This is a genomic window from Streptomyces sp. NEAU-sy36, assembly GCF_013423905.1.
Lineage (GTDB): Bacteria > Actinomycetota > Actinomycetes > Streptomycetales > Streptomycetaceae > Streptomyces > Streptomyces misionensis.
On the sequence record NZ_CP058977.1, the window covers coordinates 3,836,620 to 3,858,939 of the forward strand.

Here is a 22,320-nt window from a genome sequence, read left to right on the forward strand (position 1 = left end):
GGGCCGTCGCCCCGGGGGAGCGGAGCGACGGTTCGACGGCCTGGGTGTGCGGGGGTCAGGCGCGCCCGACGTCGATGAAGGACAGTCCGGTGGTGGGCAGCGGCCTGAACCCCGTCAACGCGCCCTGCTGCCAGGCGGTGGGCAGCTTGCGGTGCAGCAGCGGGTACAGGGCCGCCTCGTCGGCGACGAGATCGGTGACCTTGCCCCACAGCTCCTTGCGCCTGCCCTCGTCGGCCTGTGCCGAGGCCTGGTCGAGCAGCGACTTGACCCGCTTGTACGCCGCGGTGCCGGCCCACCCGTAGCGCTTCTCCGGCCAGAAGCCGTAGTAGAACCAGCGCAGCAGCAGGTCGGCGTCGTTGCCGAAGACGGAGGGGTCGCCCGGCGCGGCCAGGGCGGCGAAGTCACCCTTGTCGATCTTGGCGTACTGGGCGGCGGACTGCTGGATGTCGAGCTGGGCGTCGACACCGACCGCGGCCCAGCTCTCCTTGATCAGCGGCGCGATGTCCTTGACCCAGCCGTTGTCCGTGAGCATCAGGGTGAAGGAGAGCTTGCCCACGCCCGCTTCGGCCAGCAGCTTCTTCGCCCTGGCGGGGTCGTGGCCGTAGACGGTGGCGGCCCTGTGGTAGTCCGGGTGCGTGGACGGCACGTATCCGGTGGCGGCCGCGGCGTTGCCCAGCAGCGCGGTGGAGATGATCTTGTCGATGTCGAGGGCGTAGTGCAGGGCCTGGCGCACCCGCTTGTCCGCGAAGCGCTCGTCCTTGCAGTTGAACATGAGGAAGAGCAGTCCGAAGGACTGGACGGACTCGACCTCGTTCTTCCCGGTGAGGCCCTTGACGTCGATGTAGGGAACGTCCTCGATGGCCTGCACGCGGCCCGACTGCAGCGCGCTGACCCGGGCGGACGGGTCGGAGATCAGGTGCCAGACCATCTGCCTGGCCCTGGCGGGGTGGGGCCCGTTGTACTTGTCGTGGGCCGCCATGACGATCTTGTCCTCGCGGACCGCGGAGACGAAGCGGTACGGGCCCGAACCGACGGGCTTGGCGTCGAAGCCCTTCGCGTCGGCGGTGACGACCTTCTTCGGAACCACGCGCACCACGGATATGCGGGAGGGGAAGAGCGCGAACGGATACTTCAGCTTGAACTCGACCGACGACCGGTCGAGCGCGGTGACCTTGTCGATGAACGGGACGAACTGTGCCATCAGCGAGGCGTTCTTCTCGTCGAGGACGCGCTCGAAGCTGAAAACGACGTCCTCCGCGGTGACCGGGGAACCGTCGTGGAAGGTCGCGCCCTTGCGCAGGGTGGCCCGGTAGGTGGTCGCGTTGATCCTCGTGGGCATCTGGGTGGCCAGCGCGGGCCGGGCCACGAGCGTGGCCGGGTCGAGGTCCACCAGACCCTCGAAGATGTGCATGTTGGCCGCGTACGGGGTGGCCCCCGAGGTGATCATCGGGTCGAATCCCGTGGAGAGGGGATAGGAGACACCGGCCTCGATCGTGTCGCCGCCGCCCGACGCCCCGGTGGCGCCACCGCTCGACGCGGGACCTCCACAGGCCGTGAGGCCCGCGGTCACCGCGGTCGCCACACCGATGGCGCTGGTGTATCTCAGGAATGTGCGGCGGTCGACGCCGGCTGCGCTGTGCGCGGGCAAGGGTCCTCCAGGCGGGAGACGGGGGAGTGGCGGAACAGGGAGGAGTCGAGCGAGTTCAACGCCCCGCAAGGCATAAGACGTCTGATGTCTGATGCTTGGTAAGGTGGGAACGTAGTCCGGCGAACGAAAGGGGTCAAGAGGTGGCGGGGTGGGGGATGGCCCAGTCCAAAGCGGCACGACAGCCGTTGCGGCAGGAGGTCGTGGACGGAATCAAGGCCTACATCCTGCGCAACGAACTGCGCCCGGGGGATCCGCTGCCCACCGAGCCCGAGCTGTGCGAGGCCTTGGGGGCGAGCCGCTCAAGCGTGCGCGAGGCGATCAGGATCCTGGCCGCTCTCGACATCGTCGACGTGCGGCACGGGCGCGGTACCTACGTGGGCAGGCTGAGTCTGTCGGCACTGGTGGAGAGCCTGACCTTCCGTGGTCTGCTCAGTCCCGACGACGACTTCCAGGTGATGTCCGACCTGATCGAGGTCCGTGAGCTGTTCGAGCGGGGCATGGCCGACCGGCTGGTCACCTCGCTGGACGCGCGACAGATCGACCGTCTCGCCGAACTCGTCGACGAGATGCGCAAGGCCGGTGGCGGCGACGGCAAGGGCTTCGTGGAGGCGGACCGGGCCTTCCACACCCTCCTTCTGGAGCCGCTCGGCAACGACCTCATCGGCCAGCTGTCCACGGCGTTCTGGGACGTCTACGTCATCGTGGCCCCGCACCTCGACGTGTTCACGCACGAACACGAGGCCGCCACCATCGCCAGCCACCAGCGCATCGTGGACGCCGTACGGGACCGCGACCCCGCGGAGTTCGCCGCGGCGCTGACCGAGCACTACGCGCCGGTGCGACGCCGCATCGCGGAGGCCCGCCGCCACCGCTGACCTCCCGCTTCCCCGCCCTGCGGCGAAGGCCCCCCGACCGGAGGCCTTCGCCGCTTCCGCGTGCCCTGCCGGCCTCCCGCACAACTTCCCCGGCGGACACGGCACTTGACGGCCGCGCCCAGGCGTCCTTATCGTCCCAGGACGACAGACGTCTGACGTCTTCTCTTTTGTCCGGAGGGACGCCGATCATCTCCCTCCGCCCGTACCTCCGTGCTGTGCCACGCGCACGCCTCACCCATCGGGGCCTCCTCATGCCGCTGACGGATCTCACGCTCGCCCAGTGCCTGGCGCTGCGACCCGACCTCGCCGAACCCGCCGACCTCGACGCCTTCTGGGACCAGACCCTGCGTCGGGCCCGGGCTCTCGCGGACCCGCCGGCCTTCACACCGGTCGACACCGGCCTGACCCAGGTGCTGACCTACGATGTGACCGTCGCCGGCTTCGGGGGCGAACCCGTCAGCGGCTGGCTCCACCTGCCCGCCACGGCGAGCGGCCCGCTCGGCTGCGTGGTGGAGTTCCTCGGCTACGGACGCGGCCGCGGCCTGCCGCACGAGCAGGTGCTCTGGGCCACCGCCGGATACGCGCACTTCATCATGGACACCCGCGGCCAGGGCTGGTCCGCGGCAGGCGGTGCCACCCCCGACACCGCCGCGCTGTCCGGCACCGTGCCCGGTTTCCTGACCCGCGGGGTCGAGAACCCCCACGACCACTACTACCGGCGGGTGTTCACCGACGCCGTCCTCTTCGTCGAGGCGGCCCGCGCGCACCCGGCCGTCGACCCGGACCGGGTCGTCGTGACCGGACACAGCCAGGGCGGCGGCATCGCACTGGCGGTCGCGGCGCTGACTCCGGGCCTGGCCGGGGTGATGCCCGACGCGCCGTTCCTGTGTGACATCCGGCGCGGGGCGACCATCGCCGGCGCACCCCCCTACACGGAGATCGCGCAGTACCTGAGCCTGCACCGCGACCGCACCGACACGGTGTTCGACACCTTGTCCTACATCGACGCCGCGGTCCTGGCCGCACGCGCCACCGCACCGGCGTTCTTCTCCATCGCCCTGATGGACGACGTCTGCCCGCCCTCGACGTGCTTCGCCGCCTACCACCGCTACGGCGGACCCAAGGACCTGCGCGTCTACGAGTTCAACGGCCACGAGGGCGGCGGCAGCCACCACCGGCGCGAACAGCTCGCCTGGGCGAGGGAGCTGCTCGCCGGCCCCCGCGCCTGCGCCCTGCACGCCCCCCAACTCGCCTGATCCCCCGCCCGAGAAGAGGTTCGTCCATGCAGTGCAGAATCCCCCTCGCCGCGCTCGCCACGACCTTCGCCGTTCTGGCCGCCGCCGTCCCGGCCGCCCAGGCGGCCGACGCGGGCGCCCCCACGGCCACCGCCGGCACCCTCGTCTCACAGGACATCGCCACCGCCGGAACCGGCTCCCCCTACTACCGCATCCCCGCGCTGACCAGAACCGGCAAGGGCACCCTGCTCGCCGCCTACGACGCCCGCCCGACCCTCGGCGACCTGCCGAGCAACATCGGCGTGGTCCTCAGACGCAGCACCGACGGCGGGATCACCTGGCAGGTCCAGCAGGTCGTGCGCAAGGACGCCGCGCCCAACGGCTACGGCGACCCGAGCCTCCTCGTCGACCGGGAGACCGGACGGATATTCCTCTTCTACGCGGCCGCCGTGAACCAGGGGTTCCTCGGCTCGGGGACCGGGAACGACGAGAGCGACCCCGACATCCTCCAGGCGGACTACAGCTACTCCGACGACGACGGCATCACCTGGAAGAGCGAGCGGATCACCGCCGAGATCAAGAACCCCGCCTGGGGCGGCATCTTCGCCGCCTCAGGTGAAGGAATCCAACTGCGCCACGGAGCCCACAAGGGCCGGCTGATCCAGCAGTACGCCATCCGCTCCAACGGAGCCAACTACGCCGTCAGCGCCTACAGCGACGACCACGGCGCCACCTGGAGGACGGGCACCCCGGTCGGACCCGGCGGCGACGAGAACAAGGCCGTCGAACTCTCCGACGGCCGCGTCATGCTCAACACCCGCTCCGCGCCCTACCGCAAGGTGGCCTACTCCAGCGACGGCGGTGTCACCTACACCCCCTTCCAGCAGGACACCGAACTGCCCGACCCCGGCAACAACGGCTCCATAGCCCGCTTCGCACCGGACGTGGACGCCACCCACCCGCGCGCCTCGTGGCTGATGTTCAGCAACACGGCGTCCACCAGCGGCCGCAGCAACCTCACCGTCCGGCTGTCCTGCGACAACGGTCTGAACTGGCCGGTGCGCAAGACCGTCGAGGCCGGCTCGGCCGCCTACTCGACGCTCACCCCGCTCGGCGACGGCACCGGCTCCGACCCCCAGGTGGGACTGCTGTGGGAACGCGCCAACTACCAGCACATCACCTACTCCTCCTTCGACCTCAAGTGGCTCGGCGGGGTCTGCGCGCCGGTCACCGTCACACCGCCCGCCTCGCTGCCCGCGGGCAGGACCACCGAGGTCACGGTCCGCGTCGTCAGCCAGAACGACGTCCGCCTCCCCTCCGGCACCGTCTCCCTCACGCTGCCGAACGGCTGGAGCGCCCCGGCGGTGACCGTGCCCGCGCTCGACCCGGGCCAGGGCGCCGACGTGGAGATCCCCGTCACCGTGCCCGCGAACACCACCGCGGGCACCGTCGCGACGACCGCGGTCTACGAGGTCCGCGGCACCCAGCACTCCTACGGCGACACGACGCTCACCGTCACGCCGTAGCCCCGACCCGGGCCGCCGCGCGACCGGCGGCCCGCCCCCGAACCACCGCCAGCACAGCCCAGGAGACACCCATGTCCTCGTCCCAACCCCTGCGCGGCGTCGTGCCGCCCGTCTGCACCCCGCTGGATGCGTCGGGCGAGGTGGACACCGCCTCGCTCACCCGGCTCGTGGAACATCTCATCGGCGGGGGAGTGCACGGACTGTTCGCCCTGGGCTCCAGCAGCGAGGTCGCCTTCCTCACCGACCGGCAGCGGGCCGTGGCCCTGACGACGGTCGTCGAGGCCGCCGCCGGACGGGTCCCCGTGCTCGCCGGCGTCATCGACATGACCACCCCCCGCGTGCTGGAACACGCCGAGGCCGCCCGCAAGGCGGGCGCCGGTGCCCTCGTGGCGACCGCCCCCTTCTACGCGCGGACGCACCCCCGGGAGATCGCCCGCCACTTCCGCCTCGTCCGCGAGCGCGCCGGCCTGCCGCTGTACGCCTACGACCTCCCGGTCTCCGTACACAGCAAGCTCTCCGCCGCCCTGGTGCGCGACCTCGCGGAGGACGGCACCCTGGCCGGCCTCAAGGACAGCAGCGGCGACGAGGGCTCGCTGCGCCGGCTCCTGGTCGAACTCGGCGGCCGCCACGGCCGCGCCGACGGCCCGGCCCCAGCGTTCAGCGTCCTCACCGGCTCCGAACTGACCGTGGACGCCGCCCTGCTGGCCGGCGCCGACGGAGTCGTGCCGGGCCTCGGCAACGTCGACCCCGCCGGATACGTACGCCTCTACGACGCTGTGCGCGGCGGTGACCTGGACGGCGCCGTGAAGGAACAGGAGCGCCTCGTCGAGCTGTTCGGCATGGTCGACGCGGGAGCGGACGACGAGATGGGCCGCAACTCCTCCGCCATGGGCGCCTTCAAACACGCGCTGCGGCTGCTCGGGGTCTTCGAGAACGGCACCACCGCCGATCCGCAGATCCAGCTCGGCGACGCCTCGGTCGCACAGGTCGAGCACCGGCTGCGTGCCGCCGGGCTGCTCCCGGTCCGATGACGGACCGCACCCCCGGTACGCCGGTGATCGGTCTCGACCTGGGCGGCACGAAGATCGCCGCCGCCCTGGTCGGGTCCGACGGCACCGTCGCGGCCCGGCACAGCGTGCCCACCCCGGCGACACGGGGCGCCGCGGCGGTGCTGGACGCGCTGGCCACGGCCGCCCGCGCGGTGTGGGCACCGGACGCCACCGCGATCGGTGTCGCCGCCGCCGGCGTCATCGACCCTGCCACCGGCACCGTCGTCAGTGCCACGGACACGATCCGCGGCTGGACCGGCACCGCCCTGGCCGCAGGCCTCGCCGCCCGCACGGGACTGCCCGTGGCCTGCGACAACGACGTACGCGCCGCGGCGAGGACGGAACTCGCGGACCTGGACGGCGACGGCACGCTGATCTACGCGGCCATCGGAACCGGCATCGGCGGCGCCGTCGCCACCGCGGGAACCATGCTGCACGGCACCGCCGGCGTGGCCGGGCATCTGGGTCATCTGCCCAGCCCCGAGGCAGCCGGACTGCCCTGCACCTGCGGCTCCTCGGGACACCTGGAGGCCATCGCGGCGGGCCCCGCCATCACCGCGCTCCACGCGCGGCTCGGCGGAGACCCCGCCGACCGCCTGCAAACCGTCGCCGAACGCGCGGCGCACGGCGACGAGCACGCCGTCTCGGCCATCACCCTGGGCGCCCGCGCGGCGGGGCGTGCCCTGGGCGGCCTGGCCAACGCGCTGGACCCGCACCGCGTCGTCGTCGCCGGCGGCGTGCCGGGCATCGGCGCCCTGTACTGGGACGCCCTCCGCGCGGCCTTCGCCGCCGAACTCCTGGCGCCACTGCGGTCGCTGCGTCCCGTGCCGCCGCGCGGCGGATCCGACGCCGCGGTCCTCGGCGCGGCCGCGCTCACCCGAACCCTGCCCCTGCACCACCCCCACACCACCGGAGCCCGGCGATGACCCCGCACCCGACCGTGCCACTGACCGAAGCCCTCGACGGCCGTCTGATCGTCTCGTGCCAGGCACCCCCGGGCGACCCGATGCGCCACACCGACACTCTGGTCCGCCTCGCCCGATCGGCCGAGGCGGGCGGCGCCGCGGCCGTCCGGGTCAACGATCCCGAGGTCGTCGCGGCCGCCGTCGCCGCCGTCGGCCTGCCGGTGATCGGCCTGTGGAAGGACGGCGACACGGGCGTGTACATCACGCCGAGCGTGCGCCACGCCCTGGCCCTGGTGGAGGCGGGCGCCACGGTGGTCGCGGCCGACGCCACGGCGCGTGCGCGGCCGGACGGCAGCACCTTCGCGGAACTCGTCACCGCCGTCCACGCGGCCGGCGCACTGGTGATGGCCGACGTCTCGACGTGCGACGAGGGCCGCAGGGCGGCGGCACAGGGCGCCGACCTCGTGGCGACGACCCTGTCCGGTTACGTGCCGGGTTCGCCGCGGCAGACCGGGCCCGACCTCGGGCTCATCGCCGACCTCGCCGCCGCGGTCGGCGTTCCGGTCGTCGCCGAGGGCCGCATCGCGACGCCGGCTCAGGCCGCCGAAGCACTGGCGGCGGGCGCGTCGAGCGTGGTCGTGGGCACCGCCATCACCGCCCCGACCGCGCTGACCAGACTCTTCGCCGAGCGTCTCGGACGCTGAACCCGAGCGGCGCGGCGGCGGTACATGGCGGCACCCGAAGAGGCTCGACCCCCATCGAGAGGGTGAAGCCGACCGGTGGCCTGTCGGGTCAGACGCGGACGCCGAACATGAACGGGCCGCCGATGGTGTCCATCGACTCATAGCGCACGACCGTGCCCGTGCGAGGAGCGTGCAGGATCTGGCCGTTGCCCGCGTACAGGCCCACGTGGTGCAGGTCGTTGAAGAAGAACACCAGGTCACCGACCTGGAGTTGGCTCCGTGTCAGACGGGTCCCGATGCCCGACTGGGCCTCGGAGGTGCGCGGTATGGAGACGTCGGCCTGGGCGTAGGCCCAGGAGGTCAGGCCCGAGCAGTCGTACGAGGAGGGGCCGGTGGCGCCACGGACGTAGGGCTTGCCGATCTGGCTCCGGGCGGCGGAGAAAGCGGCGGCGGCCCGGCCGGACGCGGGGGTCTGGTGGCCGATGCCAACCCGTTCGGCGGAGGAGCGGTCGGCGCGCTGCTGCTCGGCGGCGAGGGCCGACCTCTCCTTCGCGGTCAGGGTGTTGAGCAGCTTCTGTGCCTCGGCGAGCTTGCCCTGGACCTCCCTCTTCCTGTCGCCCAGTTCGGTGCGGGTGGTGGCGAGGGCCTTGAGCTTCTCGGTGGCCTCGGCGCGCTCCTGGGCGAGTTGCCGCTGTCTGCCCTGGATCTTCTTCAGGGCGTCGGCCTGCCGGCTGCCCAACTGGTCCAGCGTGGACGCCTTGTCGAGGAAACTGTCCGGGTCCGACGAGAGGAGGAGCTGTACCGAGGGGTCGATGCCTCCCGAGCGGTACTGGGTGGTGGCCAGTGACCCCAGGGCGTCGCGCAACGTGTTCAGTTCCTGCTGGCCGCGGGCGACGCTGTCCTGGACGGCGGAGATCTCCTTCTGCAGCTTCCGCTGTTTCTCGTTGGCCCCGTTGTACTTCTCCGTGGCCTGCTCCGCCTGCTCGTAGAGCTTGTCGACCTTCGCTTCGACCTCGTCCTTGCCGAGCCTCTGACGGGGCGTGGCGTCGGCGGCGTTCGCGCTCAGGGCGACGGCAGCGGCGGCTGCCGTGGTCAACACGGTCACGCGTGTGCGGTTCGGCTGCTTGGGGCGTCGATGCGACGTCATGGGTCGGACTCCTGTTGGTGCGCACCGGTGGATGCGTCGGGGGCCTGGGCGGGGTGGGGGAAGAACGGGGGTCCCCTGCCACCGGAGAGTGGACCACGGGCACGTGGGCGTGGACCATGCAGAACTACCGGCAGAAGTAACCCACTTCGCCGGCGACGCGGCCGTCGGGCGAACGGCAGAGCCCTGATGTCCTGGCTCGGACACCAGCCGCAAAGTAGGTCGTGGGTAGCGGGACAAGTCCCGTTTCCCGGTCTGGGGCGCCGTTCATTGGGGGGTGGCGTTCCGGCAGGACGCTCGCGGCCGCGGTCGAGGACGGTGCACCAACTCGCCTACAGCTGCGCCGGGCATCCGCAGGCCGGCCCTGCAGCTGACGAGGTCCTGCTGTGGGACGCGGGCACGCACAGGCGCCTTTTCCCGTCCGGGCAGAAGCACACCCATCCGGCGCTCCGGGCGGCTCGGTCCAAGGGAGGTCCACGTCATCCGCCACTGGGTGGCTGCCGGTTGGCGTAGTAGTAGAGGGCGAGGTCGTCCGGGTGGTGGACGCGTTCCTCGGTGCCGCCGATCTCCTTGAGGATGACGTGGGTCTTGTCGAGCGGGTGCCGGGTGATGAGCCAGGGGTTGTTGTCGCTCTCCTGCCAGACCCGGGCCCACACCTGATCTCCGACGCGGACTTCGCCGCCGTCTGCCGTGCGGAATTTCGACGCCATGGACCGTACATACCCGCGTTCCATGACTCGCGCTCACTGCGACGAGCATGCCTCAACGGCCTTGACTCCCACCCGCGATCGCCCCAGAGGTCCAGGAACCGCCCCGCGGTGAAACACCCCACGTCAGTGGGGAGGACGTACCCGGTGGCGGGAGCAGCCTGCGCCTCGCCCCAGCCCCGACACCACCACGCCGGCCGCCCCCACCGCGAACTTCGCTTGCAGAAACTGCTGTTGGCCTCGTTGACACGCCGTGAGCCCAGGCGTTTCACTCGACACCTGTGATGGCAACGTTGTCAGGCTGCCGGTCGAGGCGCCCGGCGCCGAGGCCCTCACCGACGCCCTGCCCTTCGGCACATCAGCACCTGTGCGAAGCACGAAACGCTGCGGAGGCAACCGATGGTCCGACCCCGACGTTCAGCTGAGCCACGTAATCGAAAGAGATTCCGCCAACGCCTGGCCGTGATCTCCGTCCTGGGTCTCGCGGCATCGCCGCTCCCGGCGATCGGGGGCGCGTACGCCGCGAGTGCCGCGCCGCCGGCCCTGGTGAAAGATCCCGCGTCCCTCGTCAACCCGCTGATCGGCACGTCCGGAGAGGTGGACACGTTCCCAGGCCCCGACATGCCGGCCGGCATGGTGCAGTGGGGTCCGGACACGACGCCCGACCGCCCCTCGGGCGGCGGCTACGAGTACGACGACAAGAAGCTCTCGGGCTTCAGCCTCACCCATGTCTCAGGGCCCGGCTGCGGCGTCGCGGGTGACCTGCCCGTCCTTCCGGTGACCGGCACGCTCTCCGGCAACCTCGGCAGCACGTCCGTGGGCTTCAGCCACGCCGACGAGCGGACCGGTATCGGCTCGTACGAGGTCACCGACGCGAACGGCGTCACGACCCGGCTGACCGACACCACCCGCGCGGGCCTCGGCTCCTTTACCTTTCCGGCGGGGGGCGGTCGGGCGAACCTGCTGTTCAAGCTCAGCGGTGGCGCCACCCAGGTGGACGGGACCCGCGTCCAGGTGGTGAACAAGAAGGAGATCAGGGGCTCCGTCGACAGCGGCCACTTCTGCGGCGCGAAGAACCGGTACACCCTGCACTTCGACATCAAGTTCGACCACCCGTTCACCGGCAGCGGTACCTGGGTCGGCGGCACCATCAACCCCGACGCCACCTCGCTGAAGGCGGGCGCGGTCAGGCAGAACGCGCAGCCGCACCCGTCGAAGAGGCTGAAGGAACGGCACTTCACCGTGCCCGCGGCCCCCTCCCCGACCGTGCACGGCAGCGCAGGCACGTCCTCCGGTACGCCGTCCCCGGCCCCGAGCACCGGCGCCACGCCCTCGCCGTCGGCCACGGGCAAGGCCGCCCAGCCGCCCACCACGGGTGCGAACGGGATGTACCTGACCTTCGACACCTCCTCGAACCCCACGGTGAAGGCGAAGGTCGGCATCTCGTACACCAGCGACGCGGGCGCGGCGGACAACCTCGCCACCGAGATCGGGAACTGGAACCTCGACGCGGTGGAGCGGGCGAACCACGACGCCTGGAACGCGGTGCTGAACAAGATCCGGATCGGCGGCGGCACCAAGGACCAGCAGGTGCAGTTCTACACGGCGCTCTACCACGCGCTGCTGCACCCCAACGTCTTCTCCGACGACGACGGCCGGTACATGGGCATGGACAACCAGGTCCACAAGCTGGCGAAGGGGCAGAACGCCCAGTACGCCAACTACTCGGGCTGGGACACCTACCGCTCCCAGACCCAGCTGATGGCGATGACCGAGCCCAAGGTCACCAGCGACGTCGTCACCTCGATGCTCAACGGTTACGACCAGACGGGCCTGCTCCCCAAGTGGGCCTCCAACAACGGCGAGAGCTACGTCATGGTCGGTGACCCGGCGGCCGGCATCATCGCCGACGCGTACGCCTTCGGCGCCCGGAGCTTCGACACGGACAAGGCGCTCGCCGCCCTCCAGCACGAGGGCACCGTCCCGAACAATGACCGCCCCGGGGAGTCGGTACGGGACGCCAAGGGCTACCTCCCGCTGGACGAGAACGACTACGGGTGCTGCAACTTCTACGGCCCGGTCTCCACCCAGCTGGAGTACGACTCCGCCGACTACGCCCTCGCCGCCTTCGCCAAGTCCCTGGGGAAGAAGGCCGTTTACCAGAAGTTCGCCACCCGCGCCCAGGACTGGATGAACGTCTTCAACCCGCAGACCGGGTACATGCAGGCGAAGGACAAGGACGGCCGGTTCGCGGGCGGGTTCACCCCGGGCACCTCCAACGGCTTCGTCGAGGGAACGTCGGCCCAGTACACGCCGATGGTCCCGTTCAACCTGAAGCAGCTCATCCAGGCGCGTGGCGGTGACCAGGCGTACTCGTCCTACCTGGACAGCCTGCTCGACAACATCACCGACCCCGGCAACACCGACGCCAACCTGAGCAACGAGCCCAGTGTGGAGATCCCCTGGGAGTACGACTACACGCGTCAGCCGTGGAAGACCCAGCAGGCCGTCCGCGCCGCCCAGCGGAACCTGTACTTCAACGCCCCGGTCGGCTCGTTCGGCAACGACGACCTCGGCGCGATGAGTTCCTGGTACGTCTGGTCGGAGCTGGGCATGTACCCGGAGACCCCGGGCACGGACACCCTCGTACTCGGCAGCCCGGCCTTCCCGGTGGCGCAGGTGAGGCCCGCCGGCGGCAGCACGGTGCGGATCAACGCGCCGCAGGCGGCGCCCGACGCGCCGTACGTGCAGTCCCTCGACGTCAAGGGCAAGGAGTGGAACGCCTCCTGGCTGACGTACGGGCAGTTCAAGGGTGCGGGCACCCTGGACTTCACCCTCGGCACCCAGCCGGACAAGTCCTGGGCCTCCGCACCGTCGGCGGTGCCGCCGTCGGACACCACGGGCGGGGACCGCGTCCTGGCCGCGGCCGGTCCGGCCGGCGACGGCCTGGTGCTCCAGCCGGGCGCCTCCGGTGACGGCACGCTCGGCCTCACCAACCTCGGCGGCAAGGACGTCACCGTCGACTGGAAGGCGACGGCACCATCGGGTGTCACGCTCGACCCGGCGTCCGGCTCGCTGAAGGTACCCGCCTCGGGCAGCGCCGAGGCGAAGGTCCACGTCACGGCGGGCACGGGCGAGGGGACGTTCCCCGTCACCTTCGCGCTGACCGACCACGGCACCGGTACGGCGCTGAACGGCGCGGCCCTCCGGGTCGCCGTGGCCAAGGCCGGGGAACTGTGGCCGTACGACACCAACGAGGGCATCTACCCCGACGGCGCGACCTTCTCGGGCGGCTTCGACAACGGGGGCTGGGCGTTCTCGCAGAACGCGCTGTCGACGGCCGGTGTCACGAGCGGCTCCACCCTCACGGTCGACGGCGTCTCCTACACCTGGCCGGCGGTGGCGTCCGGGCAGCTGGACAACGTGGAGATGGCCGGCCAGACCATTCCGATGCCGGCCGGTACGTCGGGAGCGTCACTGGGTCTGCTGGGTACGGCGACCGACGCGCCGACCGACGGCCGCGGGGTCTCGGGCACGCTGACCGTCACCTACACCGACGGCACCACCGCCAAGGCGGTGGTCGGCTTCTCGGACTGGACGCTCAACGCCGGTTCCACCAAGCCGATGGCGGGCGACACCACGGCCGTCACGACCGGTTACCGGAACACCGGCAAGGGCGGCCGGGACAGCGTGAAGACCTATGTCTTCGCCACGAAGATCCCGCTCGACGCGGCCAAGCAGGTGGCCTCGATCACCCTGCCGGTGACGGGCTCGTCGGGCAGCGACCACCTGTTTGCCTACGGCTTCGGCCGGTGAGGTCCGAAGGGCACTGACGACGGTGGGCCGGCCCCGGCGGCAGGAGCCGCGGGGGCCGGCCCATCCGGCCCGTGCCGCCGCGGCGTGCGTGCGCGAAACCCCGCCCGCCGCCATGCCGTGCTCATCTCCACAGGTCCTGGCTCGCGCACACGTGCGCGCCCATGTTCCGCTCCATCATCCGCAGTGCGGCGTGAGCGAGGTCCTCGTGGATGTGCGCCACGGCATCCCTGGGGACGATCACGTCGAAGTGACGGATGTGGGCGTCGAGAGCCGAGTAGAGCACGCACTGCTCGGTCACCTGCCCGGTGAGTACCAGCCGGTCGATGTCCTGCTGTCGCAGGAGGTACTCCAGCGGGGTCTCGAAGAAGACGGAGTGGCGGGCCTTCACGACGAAGAGGGAGTCTCTGTCGGGCTTCAAGGGCTTCACCAGATCGCTGTGCGGCCCACTCAGGGCCTGATCGAGCAACTCTCCGTGATGTGACCGCCACTGCCCGAAGTTGTCGTTCACATAGATCACCGGCGCCGAGCGGTCCCGGGCGTGCTCCAGAAGGTCCGCCACGACCGGTACGACGGACCGGGCCGAAGGAAGCAGCAGGTCGGCGTCCTTGTGGTCATACGTGTTGATCATGTCGATGACCAGCAGTGCGGTGTTTTCCATCCCCACCGTGTTCCCACATTTTCGCGGTTGCGCATCAGCCGGCGGTGCCCTCGGCGGACGCGCGCCGGGTGACGCTGCTCGGCCTCCTCAAAGGAGCCGGGCGAAGCGACGGCCGGGCCGTTGGGAGTCCTGCGGTACGGGCAGCGGTGGGAGGGGAGAGCATGGTCGTCCGCCGTCCGGCACACGCTGAAGGACCGGGCCGGGGACCCTCCGGGCCGGGCCCTCTCGGGCCCCGGCTGTTGCCGGACCGGCGGGCCGGTCAGCCTGCGGCGGTCGGCAACGGTACCTCGCCCTCCTGGAACCCCAGCTCGTCCAGGGCATGTCGCAGTTGTCTGACATGCCGGGGGGTGAGTCGGCCCGTGTCGTCGAGGTGGACGGCGCAGGCCGTGGTGGTGTCGACGAGTCGCTCCAGGAGATCCGCGACCGCGTCCGTGCCCGAGGTGTGCCGGGCGAGGGCGGGAAGTTCGGCGGCGGCGAGCGCGACGGCGGTACGGGCCTCGGCGAGGGTGCGGTAGGCCTCCCGGCGCAGCGCCCACCGTTCGGCGCGGTCGTCGTACTCGCCGAGGACGTGCACCAGATAGGCGTGCGCGGCACTCCCGGCCGCTGCGAGCCGTGCCCGTACCCTGCCGCCGCGCTTCCCCGGCATCGGCAGATGTCCGACGACGAGCACGAGCGCGCAGGCCAGCAGGGTCTCGCCGATCCGGCTGACGCAGGCCTGCGGCTCGCCGCCGACCATGACCAGGGCGAGGACGAGGACGGTGACGACGGTGGTCTGCGCGGCGAAGTGCCGGGCGGCGACGGGAACGAGCGCCCCGCACAGCGCGACCAGTGCGATCAACCCGACGGGCCGGGGCAGCAGCGCGGCCGCCCCCGCGAACACCAATGCGCCCAGCACGGTCCCGGCGGCCCGGCACAGCACTCGGGAAGCCAGCGGTCCGAGGTCGGGCTTGACGAGGAAGGCGACGGTGGCGGGCAGCCAGTACCAGTGCCGGCCGTCCCAGCGGGTGTGGTGCAGCGCCTGGGCGATGGCGATGCCGGCCCCGAAGCAGACGCAGACCCGCAACCCGTACTCGCGGCCGCCGGCGCCGATCACGGCGCCCCATGCCTTCCGCGCACTCCGCCGGCGCCCCACCAGCCCCCGGTCGGCGCCGTCACCCCGGTCGAAGGCCTCGGCCGCGCGCAGCAGGGCCTCGTCGAGGGCGCGCAGGGCGGCATCCGACCGGTTCGGGGCCGGCAGCGGGCCGGGGCCGGTGTTGCCGCGGACGGCGGCGGCGAGCCGCCGGGGCCCTTCCGCGGCCCGCGCCGAGACCGGCTTCCCCGACCAGAACAGGGCGGTGGCGGCCTCGGCGAGGGGCAGCGCGGCCGCGAACTGCGCGTGCAGCCGGCGCTCGGTGGCGGAGCCGGCGTACCGGCGCAGCCGGGGTCCGGCGAGTGCGTCCTGGGCATGGTCGAGGGCGGCGGTGAGCAACGCCCGCCGCTCGGCGGCCCGTTCACCGCCCACGGCGTCGAGGAGCGCGGCGACGGCGTCGTACACCCCGGCGACCGCCGACCGCTCCCCGTCGAACCGGAAGTCCCCCGCGAACGAACCGGGTGTGGGCAGGGCGAGCCGCAGCACGAGCAGCCAGCCGGCCCCGGCGAGGAAGGCGAGCGCCCGCTGCCAGCCGCTCTCGGCCGCCGGCATCCCGGCACCGATGGCGGCGCCGACGAGCAACTGCGTGCCCGCGGCCGATGCGACGGCCCCGACCGCGCTGATGCCCCCGGCGACCAGCCCGAGCAGGGTGAGCACCAGGGTCAGCGGTACGGCGTCCAGTCCCCGCCCCGCATACGTCCCCGCGAGCAGCCCGAGCGCCCCCGCGAGCGCGGGCACCCCGAGCCGCTTGACGGAGGCCCGGCGGCTGCCGGGCCGGTCGTTGGTGCCGGCGAGCATCGCGGCGATGGCGGCGAGGACACCGCGGGCGGTGTGCCCCGTACCGACGCCGGCGAGCAGCAGCGGCCCGGCGGCGAGCGCTCCTCGGGTCACCGCGCTCCAGGGCACGGGACCGCGCTGGGCGCGCAGGGCATGGGCGAGCCAGAGGGGTGCGGCGGGCCGGGACACGGGGCTCCTGTCGTACGCGGGCGGGTTGCGCGTTGCCTTCGGACGACGGTGGCCGGGTGCGCTACGCGTCCACGGTAGAAGGCGTTCTCGGTGGAAACGCGGCGATCACGTTTCAGGAACGTGAAAGGTGTCCGTCGCAGGCGGCTTCCCTGGGATCAGCAAGCGACCAGAGCACGAGGCAACCGGGCGGCGTGCGAATGACCGCCGGGGTCGGATCACGTTCGGGCTCAGCCGCAGGAGGCGCGGTGTGCCAGATGCGGGAACAACGTGTTCCACTGGCTCTCGGGAACGCTCAGTGGATTGGCACGGCACAGCGTTCCGTAGATGTGGTCGCTGTCGAGGTCCAGCAGGAACGTCCACGGATCGCCGTCGAGTTCGGCCACGACCGCCATCTGGGAGTTCCGCCCCGGAAGAACCCGCATGTCGGTCACGCCGGCCAGGCTGGTCTGAGCGGGGCTGCGCCATCGTCCGTCCGGTTCGGTGTCCCAGACGCGGTATTCCTGGAGCGGCCCCGGGCCGTCGCGGGTCATGCCGGTCACGACGTGTCGTTCGTCCGGGGTCACCTTGATGGAAACGACGGTGTGGTCGAGCCGGAGGGTCTCCTGGCGTTCGGGGTGCGCAACGTCGCCGATGTCCCAGAAGCGCACCGATCCGTCTGTGAGAAGGGTGGCCAGCCGACCGCCGGTCACGGGGTAGTACCCCTGCGTGGTACCGCGCAACGCGCTCCCCTTCACGGGCCGGGCGGGGTTGCTCAGGTCCCACAGTTGCAGGGTCTTCGCGTGGCTTTTCACGACCAGTGTGTGCGACTTGGGCAGGTAGGCGAATCCCGCTCCGTCGGCGCCGCCCGGCACCGTGGTGCCCTTGCGCGGGTTCGCGGGATCGGCGAGGTTCCACAGACGGAGATCACGCAAGGACCCCTTGGCCTCCGTCGTGACGAGGACCCGGTCGTCGAGGAACCACGGCTGGAAGTGCCCCACATCGGTCCAGGCGTTGATCAGGGAACGCCGGACCGGCTTGTGCAGGTCGCTCAGGTCCCACAGTTCGAGACGGTGGGTGCCCACCGCGCCGATGGCGAACAGCTTCCCGTCAGGGCTCACGGCCGTCACCACGTCGTCCGCGGTGAGCGGGATGTCCGTACCGTGGCCGGAGCGAGCGCCGGCACGGTCGATGCTCCAGAAGCGGAACGCGTGCTTCTTGGTCCTGCTGTCGAACGAGTGGGCCATCAGCACCGCGGGCTTCTTCCTGTCAGGCAGGAAGTACTGCGCCCGCCAGGGTCCGGGAACCGTGAGGACCGGACGGGGCCGCGTGGCCGCGTCGACGTCCCACACCCGGTTCGTGAACGTGTACTCCTCCCCGTCCTTGTCCTCCCTGCCGAGAAGGTAGCGGCCGTCGGGGCTGACCGCCTCGGTACGGAAGTCCATGGCGATGTCGGCGTCGGAGAGCTCACCGGGGAGCGCCGGCGCCGGGGGGCGCTCCGGCCACATCCGCACCGAGCCCCCGACGTCCCCAGCCGCGATGTACGCGCCGTCGGGACTGTAGGCGACAGCCTGGACGGCCTCGCCCGCGGGTCGCTCGATGCGTTCCCCCAAGCTGTCGTCGTAGAGCGAGGACTCCGCCCCCACCTTGCGTACCAGCATCCTCGGGTTGTCGTCGTCGTTGTCGGCCCCGACGAGGACGTTGCCGTCCTTCCGGAAGGCGAGCGAGGGAATGCCGTGGTCCGGGCCGACCACGTCCCAATCGCCTGAGGGGGCAGACGGCTCCTTCGGTTCGAGCCGACGCAACCGTCTGCCGTCCTCGATCCGCCACCAGACGATCCTGCCGCCCGCTCCCGTGGCCACGGCCAGGTCCCTGCGCGGATGCGCCGCGATGGCCATGACGGTGTCGGCCGCGGCGGTGTCGCGCAGCGCCGGGAGGGCGGGATCGCGCACGTCCCACAGTTTGACCGCGGCGTGGCCCGAGTCGTTGCCGTTGCCGGTGAGCAGGTGCCCCCCGTCGCGGGTGAACGTCACCGAGAGGAGATCCGTTCCGGCCGGCATCTCCTTTTGCAGCCGGGGGCGGTCGGCTCTGGTCATGTCCCACAGCCGCAACCGGTCGTCTTCCGAGACGCTTGCCAGGGTCTTGCCGTCGGGGCTGAAGGCGAGGGAGTAGGCCGTTCCTCCGGCCGTGCGGCGCTCCGCGACTTTCCGGGGATCGCGGGGGTCGGTGGTGTCCCACACCAGGAGCCGGTCCTGTGTCTGTACGGCGAGCAGGCGGCTGCCCGGCTGGAAGGCGAGAACGGCGGTGGTGCCCGGCGTGCGGCCGGCACCCTTGAGGGGCACGGTGGGGCGTGTGATGTCCCACAGCTGGACCCGCCCGCCGCGCTGGCTGGTGGCCAGGACGTCACCGTCGGACCGGTAGGCGACGTCGAGTACGGGCTGCTCGACGCCGTTCTTGAGGTCGATGGGCACGATGGCGATGTACGAGGAGTAGAGGGCGGACCTGGTGACGGGGGTCCGTGCGGTGCGGTAGGCGGCCAGGCTCAGCCGCAGGGCCGTCTGCGGGTCCTGCTTCCTCATCTCGTCGGCCTGCCTCGCCACCTGCTCCGCGATCAGCCTGGTCTCCCGCGCTTCGGCGTTGCCCTGGGCATGGCGCGCGAGCACGGCCAGGGCCGTTGCCAGCAGGGCCAGGGTGGCGACGACGGCGATGCCTGTGCGGATCACCTTCTTGCGGCGGCGCTCGGCGTGCTCGCCGGCCGCGATGAAGTCCCGCTCCACCGAGCGCAGCCCGAGCGTGTGCCCGTCGTCCTCCAGCACGGATCTCGCGCCGGCGAGGTGGCTTCCCGCGTACAGACCGCTTGCCGGCCTGCCGGCTTCGGCCCAGGCATCGGCGGCCTGAGCGAGCCTGCGGCGCACCAGCAGGGCGTCGAGGTCGGCGTTGATCCAGTTCCGCAGCCGTGGCCAGCCGTGGAGGAGGGAGTCGTGGCAGAGCTGGGCCGCTCCGTCACCCACGATGACGAGGCGGGCGTCGGCCAGCCGTCCGAGTAGGTCGTCGGCGCCGCGCAGTTCCTCCAGGGGCACGCGGCGCCGTACCGCTCGGCCCTCGGTGTCGACCAGGTGCACCATCCGGAGCAGGAGTTCGCGCAGGCGCCCGCGGCCGTCGTCGTCGAGGGCGTTGTGAATGTCCTCCGCGGTCTTCGCCACGGAGCTGCGGATGCCGCCGGACGCCTGGTAGCCGGAGAAGGTGAGTTCGGCACCGCGCCGGCGGTGCCAGGTCTCCTGCAGGGCGTGGGCGAGGAAGGGCAGGGCGATGGCGTCACCGGTGCCCACGCGTTCCTGTGCCAGTTCCCGCAGCAGCAGTTCCGGCAGGCCGTCTTCCCAGCGCAGTCCCGCGCTCCGGGCGGGTTGCTCGATGGCGGCGCGCAGCTCGTCGTCGTTCATCACCGGTACGGCGAACTGGCCGCTGCCGACCATTCGGGCGAGCCCGGGGTCGCGCAGGCACTGGCCGAGGTAGTCGGCGCGCAGTCCCAGGACCACCCGCGGGCCGGTGCCGTCCCCCGGGCCGGTGAGGGCGCGGGTGAACAACCGGCGTTCCTCGGTGTCCCGGCAGTGGGTGAAGATCTCCTCCAACTGGTCGATCACCAGCACGCGCGGCGCCGAGCGGTGGTCGGCCGGTGCGGTGAACCGTCCGGCGCCCAGGTCGACTTCCACCTCGCCGGAAGGCCGGCCGACGGCTCGCGCCCAGGCCGCCGTGAGGGTACGGAAGGGCAGCGCTCCCGGGCCGGGCACGAGGAGCACCGGCTTGAGGTCCGTGCTGTCGAGCGCGGCGCCGAGGCCGGCTCGCAGCAGCGACGACTTGCCCACACCCGAGGGGCCGACGAGCACGACGGGTTCGCCGGGGCTCGTCGTGGTGACCCGGTCAAGCAGGCGCCGGGTCAGTTCCTCCCGGCCGTGGAAGAGGTGATGCTGCTCCGGCAGGAACGGCCGCATGCCGGGGTAGGGGCAGGGACCGTCGTGCGGTGGCAGGGGCAGTCCCTGTTCCGGAGGGACGGGCAGGGTGTAGCGCGGGTTGGCGGCCAGGACCAGGTCGCCGAGTCGTCCGACGCTGCCGGCGTGCGGCCGGGCGGGCGAGTCCTCGAACCGGCGGTCGAGGTATCGGTGGACGTCGGACAGGGTGAACCAGCGCGGCCCGCCGCTCTCGCCCTCCCGTAACAGCCGTAGCAGTTCGCCCCCGAAGAGGGTGTACTTCTCCCCTTCGGGGGCGAACGAGGCCGCGTAGTGGGTGGCCGAGGCGAGCAGGAAGCTGCCGTGCGGCCGTACGAACAGGTAGGGGTCCTCGCGTCGTCCGCCGCCGACGGCCTCGGCGAGTCCCGAGAAACAGCAGTCGAGGATCACGACCGGGCGCACCGGGGCGTCGGCGAGGCGGTTCTCGATCTCGGCGTAAGGGACGGCGTGCACGGTGTTGTCGTGGGAGGGCGTCGAGGTCGTGGCCAGGTACAGCTTGCCCCCCGGGCCCAGGAGCCCGTGGCCGACGAAGCAGAAGACGAGGACTCCGCCCTGCGCCTCCGTGATGGCCTGCTCCAGCGGGCCGAGGATGTCGGCGGCAGACGGCGGGTCGGTGACCAGACGCACCTGGTCGGCGGCCATCCCGCAGGCCGAGGTGAGGGTGTCCGCCAGCGCCTGGGCTGTCCGCGGCGCGCTCGGCAGGTCGGCGAGCAGTGCCTCATCGACGTGCCGACCGGTACCGACCACCAGGGCCCGGCAGTCGCCGCCCGACAGGCCGCGTGCGTCTTTTCGGTTCGCCGTCGCCACCGGTCAGGCTCTTTCCCCGCCGTCTCCCGCCGGCTGCACCGGCCTGTGCGTGTTCACCTCCCCAGGAGCGGCCGCGACTCCCGGCGCACCGCGCTCGGCGCCGCCGTCCGCGGTCCGTCCGGACCCGTCGATCGCCGCCGCGACGCGCTGGGCCAGGTCACCGGTGGCCTCCGCGGTCAGTCCGCGCACCTTGGTGGAGGAGACGGTGATCTGCGTCTGGTCGGGCAGGGTGATCGTGACGGTCTGGTCGCCGTGCCGGTTCTGCAGCCAGGCCACGACGGCCGCCGCCAGAGCGGCGGTGAGGCCGCCGGGTGCCAGCAGCAGGGTCAGCAGTTCTCCGGACGCGCCCATGGTCCCGGGCGTCGGCGCGGCCGCCGACTGCCGTACGAGGCGCCCGCGCAGCTCCGGTTGGCGCTGCAACCACCTGTGCAGCTCGCTCGTGGCCGCGACCCGCCCGCCGTCCGGACCAGCCGAGAACAGAGTGACCTTCACTGGGCCTCCGAGACGACAACGACTGCTGAGCCAGCCGACCTTACCAACGGCGACTGCACGCGATAACGTGCAATTCGGCCAAGGGCCGGCCCCGGACACGCCCGGACCGGCCGACTCCCACCACCGCGGTCACCCCGCGCAAACCCAGGCACTGCCGCGCCTACTGCGCCGGCGCCACACCAACGCCCGCCTCCCCGACCTGCTTTCGGTCCGACGCGAGGCCGGCGACGGAAGGGCGGCTCAGGAGGTGGACGGCTCGATCTCCCCCGCGAAGACGATGACCTGGTCGATGAGGCTCCGTCGCAGATGGACGACGTCCGTGCCCGCCAGCCGGGGGCCTCCATCCGGCGTGGTGAACACCCACTGGTACCGGGCCCACTCGTCGGGCATGTCCACCGCTGAGCAGCGCACCATCGTGCCGGTCCCCGCCGGGTGGCGCCGGATGTCCAGCACGAACCGCTCGACCGCCGCGATTCCTTCGACGCGGCCCAGCGGTCCCCAGAAGACCACGTCCGAGGTGAGGGCCTGGGAGAGCAGGGCAGTCACATAGCTGTCGTCCGAGGCGTTGAACGCGGAGATGAACGTGTCGATCGCGGAGCGTGCGGTCTCTTCCTGCATGCCCCAGTAATACCAGCCGTTTCGCGTGCGCTCGTCCCACGAGCCGCACGGAGTCGGTCCCAGCAGCTCCCACCGGGCATCG

At 71.8% G+C, this 22,320-nt stretch carries 15 protein-coding genes; 7 read left to right on the forward strand and 8 right to left on the reverse strand.

Annotated features, from left to right (window positions below; translation table 11 throughout):
- Nucleotides 1–55: 55 nt before the first annotated feature.
- Nucleotides 56–1,648, reverse strand: a complete 1,593-nt coding sequence (locus tag HZZ00_RS17700; RefSeq protein WP_180333098.1) for an ABC transporter substrate-binding protein — start codon at nucleotides 1,646–1,648, stop codon at nucleotides 56–58.
- A 155-nt stretch (nucleotides 1,649–1,803) separates the two neighbouring features.
- Here HZZ00_RS17700 and HZZ00_RS17705 point away from each other — a divergent pair, with 155 nt between their 5' ends.
- The 6 genes from HZZ00_RS17705 to HZZ00_RS17730 all read left to right on the forward strand — a co-directional run bounded on the left by HZZ00_RS17705 (nucleotide 1,804) and on the right by HZZ00_RS17730 (nucleotide 7,942).
- Nucleotides 1,804–2,523 carry a FadR/GntR family transcriptional regulator gene (locus HZZ00_RS17705; protein WP_180333099.1) on the forward strand — a complete coding sequence of 240 codons (720 nt, stop codon included), beginning with the start codon at nucleotides 1,804–1,806 and terminating at the stop codon, nucleotides 2,521–2,523.
- A gap of 251 nt (nucleotides 2,524–2,774) precedes the next feature.
- Nucleotides 2,775–3,779, forward strand: coding sequence for an acetylxylan esterase (locus tag HZZ00_RS17710; RefSeq protein ID WP_180333100.1), 1,005 nt, complete (start codon nucleotides 2,775–2,777; stop codon nucleotides 3,777–3,779).
- A 26-nt stretch (nucleotides 3,780–3,805) separates the two neighbouring features.
- A complete protein-coding gene (locus HZZ00_RS17715; RefSeq protein ID WP_180333101.1) occupies nucleotides 3,806–5,284 on the forward strand; it encodes an exo-alpha-sialidase in 1,479 nt (492 codons plus the stop codon).
- Between the two features lie 71 nt (nucleotides 5,285–5,355).
- Nucleotides 5,356–6,315 carry a dihydrodipicolinate synthase family protein gene (locus HZZ00_RS17720; RefSeq protein WP_180333102.1) on the forward strand — a complete coding sequence of 320 codons (960 nt, stop codon included), beginning with the start codon at nucleotides 5,356–5,358 and terminating at the stop codon, nucleotides 6,313–6,315.
- The gene (locus tag HZZ00_RS17725) at nucleotides 6,312–7,259 is read left to right on the forward strand and encodes an ROK family protein (protein ID WP_180333103.1); all 948 of its coding nucleotides are present in this window, start codon (nucleotides 6,312–6,314) and stop codon (nucleotides 7,257–7,259) included. The genes HZZ00_RS17720 and HZZ00_RS17725 overlap by 4 nt, the downstream gene beginning before the upstream one ends.
- On the forward strand, nucleotides 7,256–7,942 hold the full coding sequence (locus HZZ00_RS17730) for an N-acetylmannosamine-6-phosphate 2-epimerase (protein WP_180333104.1): 687 nt from the start codon (nucleotides 7,256–7,258) through the stop codon (nucleotides 7,940–7,942). The genes HZZ00_RS17725 and HZZ00_RS17730 overlap by 4 nt, the downstream gene beginning before the upstream one ends.
- Nucleotides 7,943–8,030: 88 nt before the next feature.
- Here the strand turns inward: HZZ00_RS17730 and HZZ00_RS17735 are convergent, their stop codons facing one another.
- Together HZZ00_RS17735 and HZZ00_RS17740 are read right to left on the reverse strand one after the other, a co-directional pair.
- The gene (locus HZZ00_RS17735; RefSeq protein ID WP_180333105.1) at nucleotides 8,031–9,068 is read right to left on the reverse strand and encodes a C40 family peptidase; all 1,038 of its coding nucleotides are present in this window, start codon (nucleotides 9,066–9,068) and stop codon (nucleotides 8,031–8,033) included.
- A gap of 476 nt (nucleotides 9,069–9,544) precedes the next feature.
- On the reverse strand, nucleotides 9,545–9,775 hold the full coding sequence (locus HZZ00_RS17740) for a hypothetical protein (protein WP_180333106.1): 231 nt from the start codon (nucleotides 9,773–9,775) through the stop codon (nucleotides 9,545–9,547).
- 459 nt (nucleotides 9,776–10,234) lie between these two features.
- Here HZZ00_RS17740 and HZZ00_RS17745 point away from each other — a divergent pair, with 459 nt between their 5' ends.
- On the forward strand, nucleotides 10,235–13,588 hold the full coding sequence (locus HZZ00_RS17745; protein ID WP_257585865.1) for a lectin: 3,354 nt from the start codon (nucleotides 10,235–10,237) through the stop codon (nucleotides 13,586–13,588).
- Between the two features lie 121 nt (nucleotides 13,589–13,709).
- On the opposite strand, the gene HZZ00_RS17750 is transcribed toward HZZ00_RS17745, so the two are convergent.
- The 5 genes from HZZ00_RS17750 to HZZ00_RS17770 form a co-directional block, all read right to left on the reverse strand.
- A complete protein-coding gene (locus HZZ00_RS17750) occupies nucleotides 13,710–14,246 on the reverse strand; it encodes an isochorismatase family cysteine hydrolase (RefSeq protein ID WP_180333108.1) in 537 nt (178 codons plus the stop codon).
- A 259-nt stretch (nucleotides 14,247–14,505) separates the two neighbouring features.
- Entirely contained in the window at nucleotides 14,506–16,341 is a 1,836-nt protein-coding gene (locus tag HZZ00_RS17755) for an FUSC family protein (RefSeq protein ID WP_180333109.1), read from the reverse strand.
- Between the two features lie 227 nt (nucleotides 16,342–16,568).
- A complete protein-coding gene (locus tag HZZ00_RS17760; protein WP_180333110.1) occupies nucleotides 16,569–21,128 on the reverse strand; it encodes a caspase family protein in 4,560 nt (1,519 codons plus the stop codon).
- Between the two features lie 3 nt (nucleotides 21,129–21,131).
- Complete coding sequence (locus HZZ00_RS17765; protein ID WP_180333111.1) at nucleotides 21,132–21,620, reverse strand: hypothetical protein; 489 nt, start codon at nucleotides 21,618–21,620, stop codon at nucleotides 21,132–21,134.
- 240 nt (nucleotides 21,621–21,860) lie between these two features.
- Nucleotides 21,861–22,238, reverse strand: coding sequence for a nuclear transport factor 2 family protein (locus HZZ00_RS17770; RefSeq protein WP_070029921.1), 378 nt, complete (start codon nucleotides 22,236–22,238; stop codon nucleotides 21,861–21,863).
- Nucleotides 22,239–22,320: the final 82 nt, after the last annotated feature.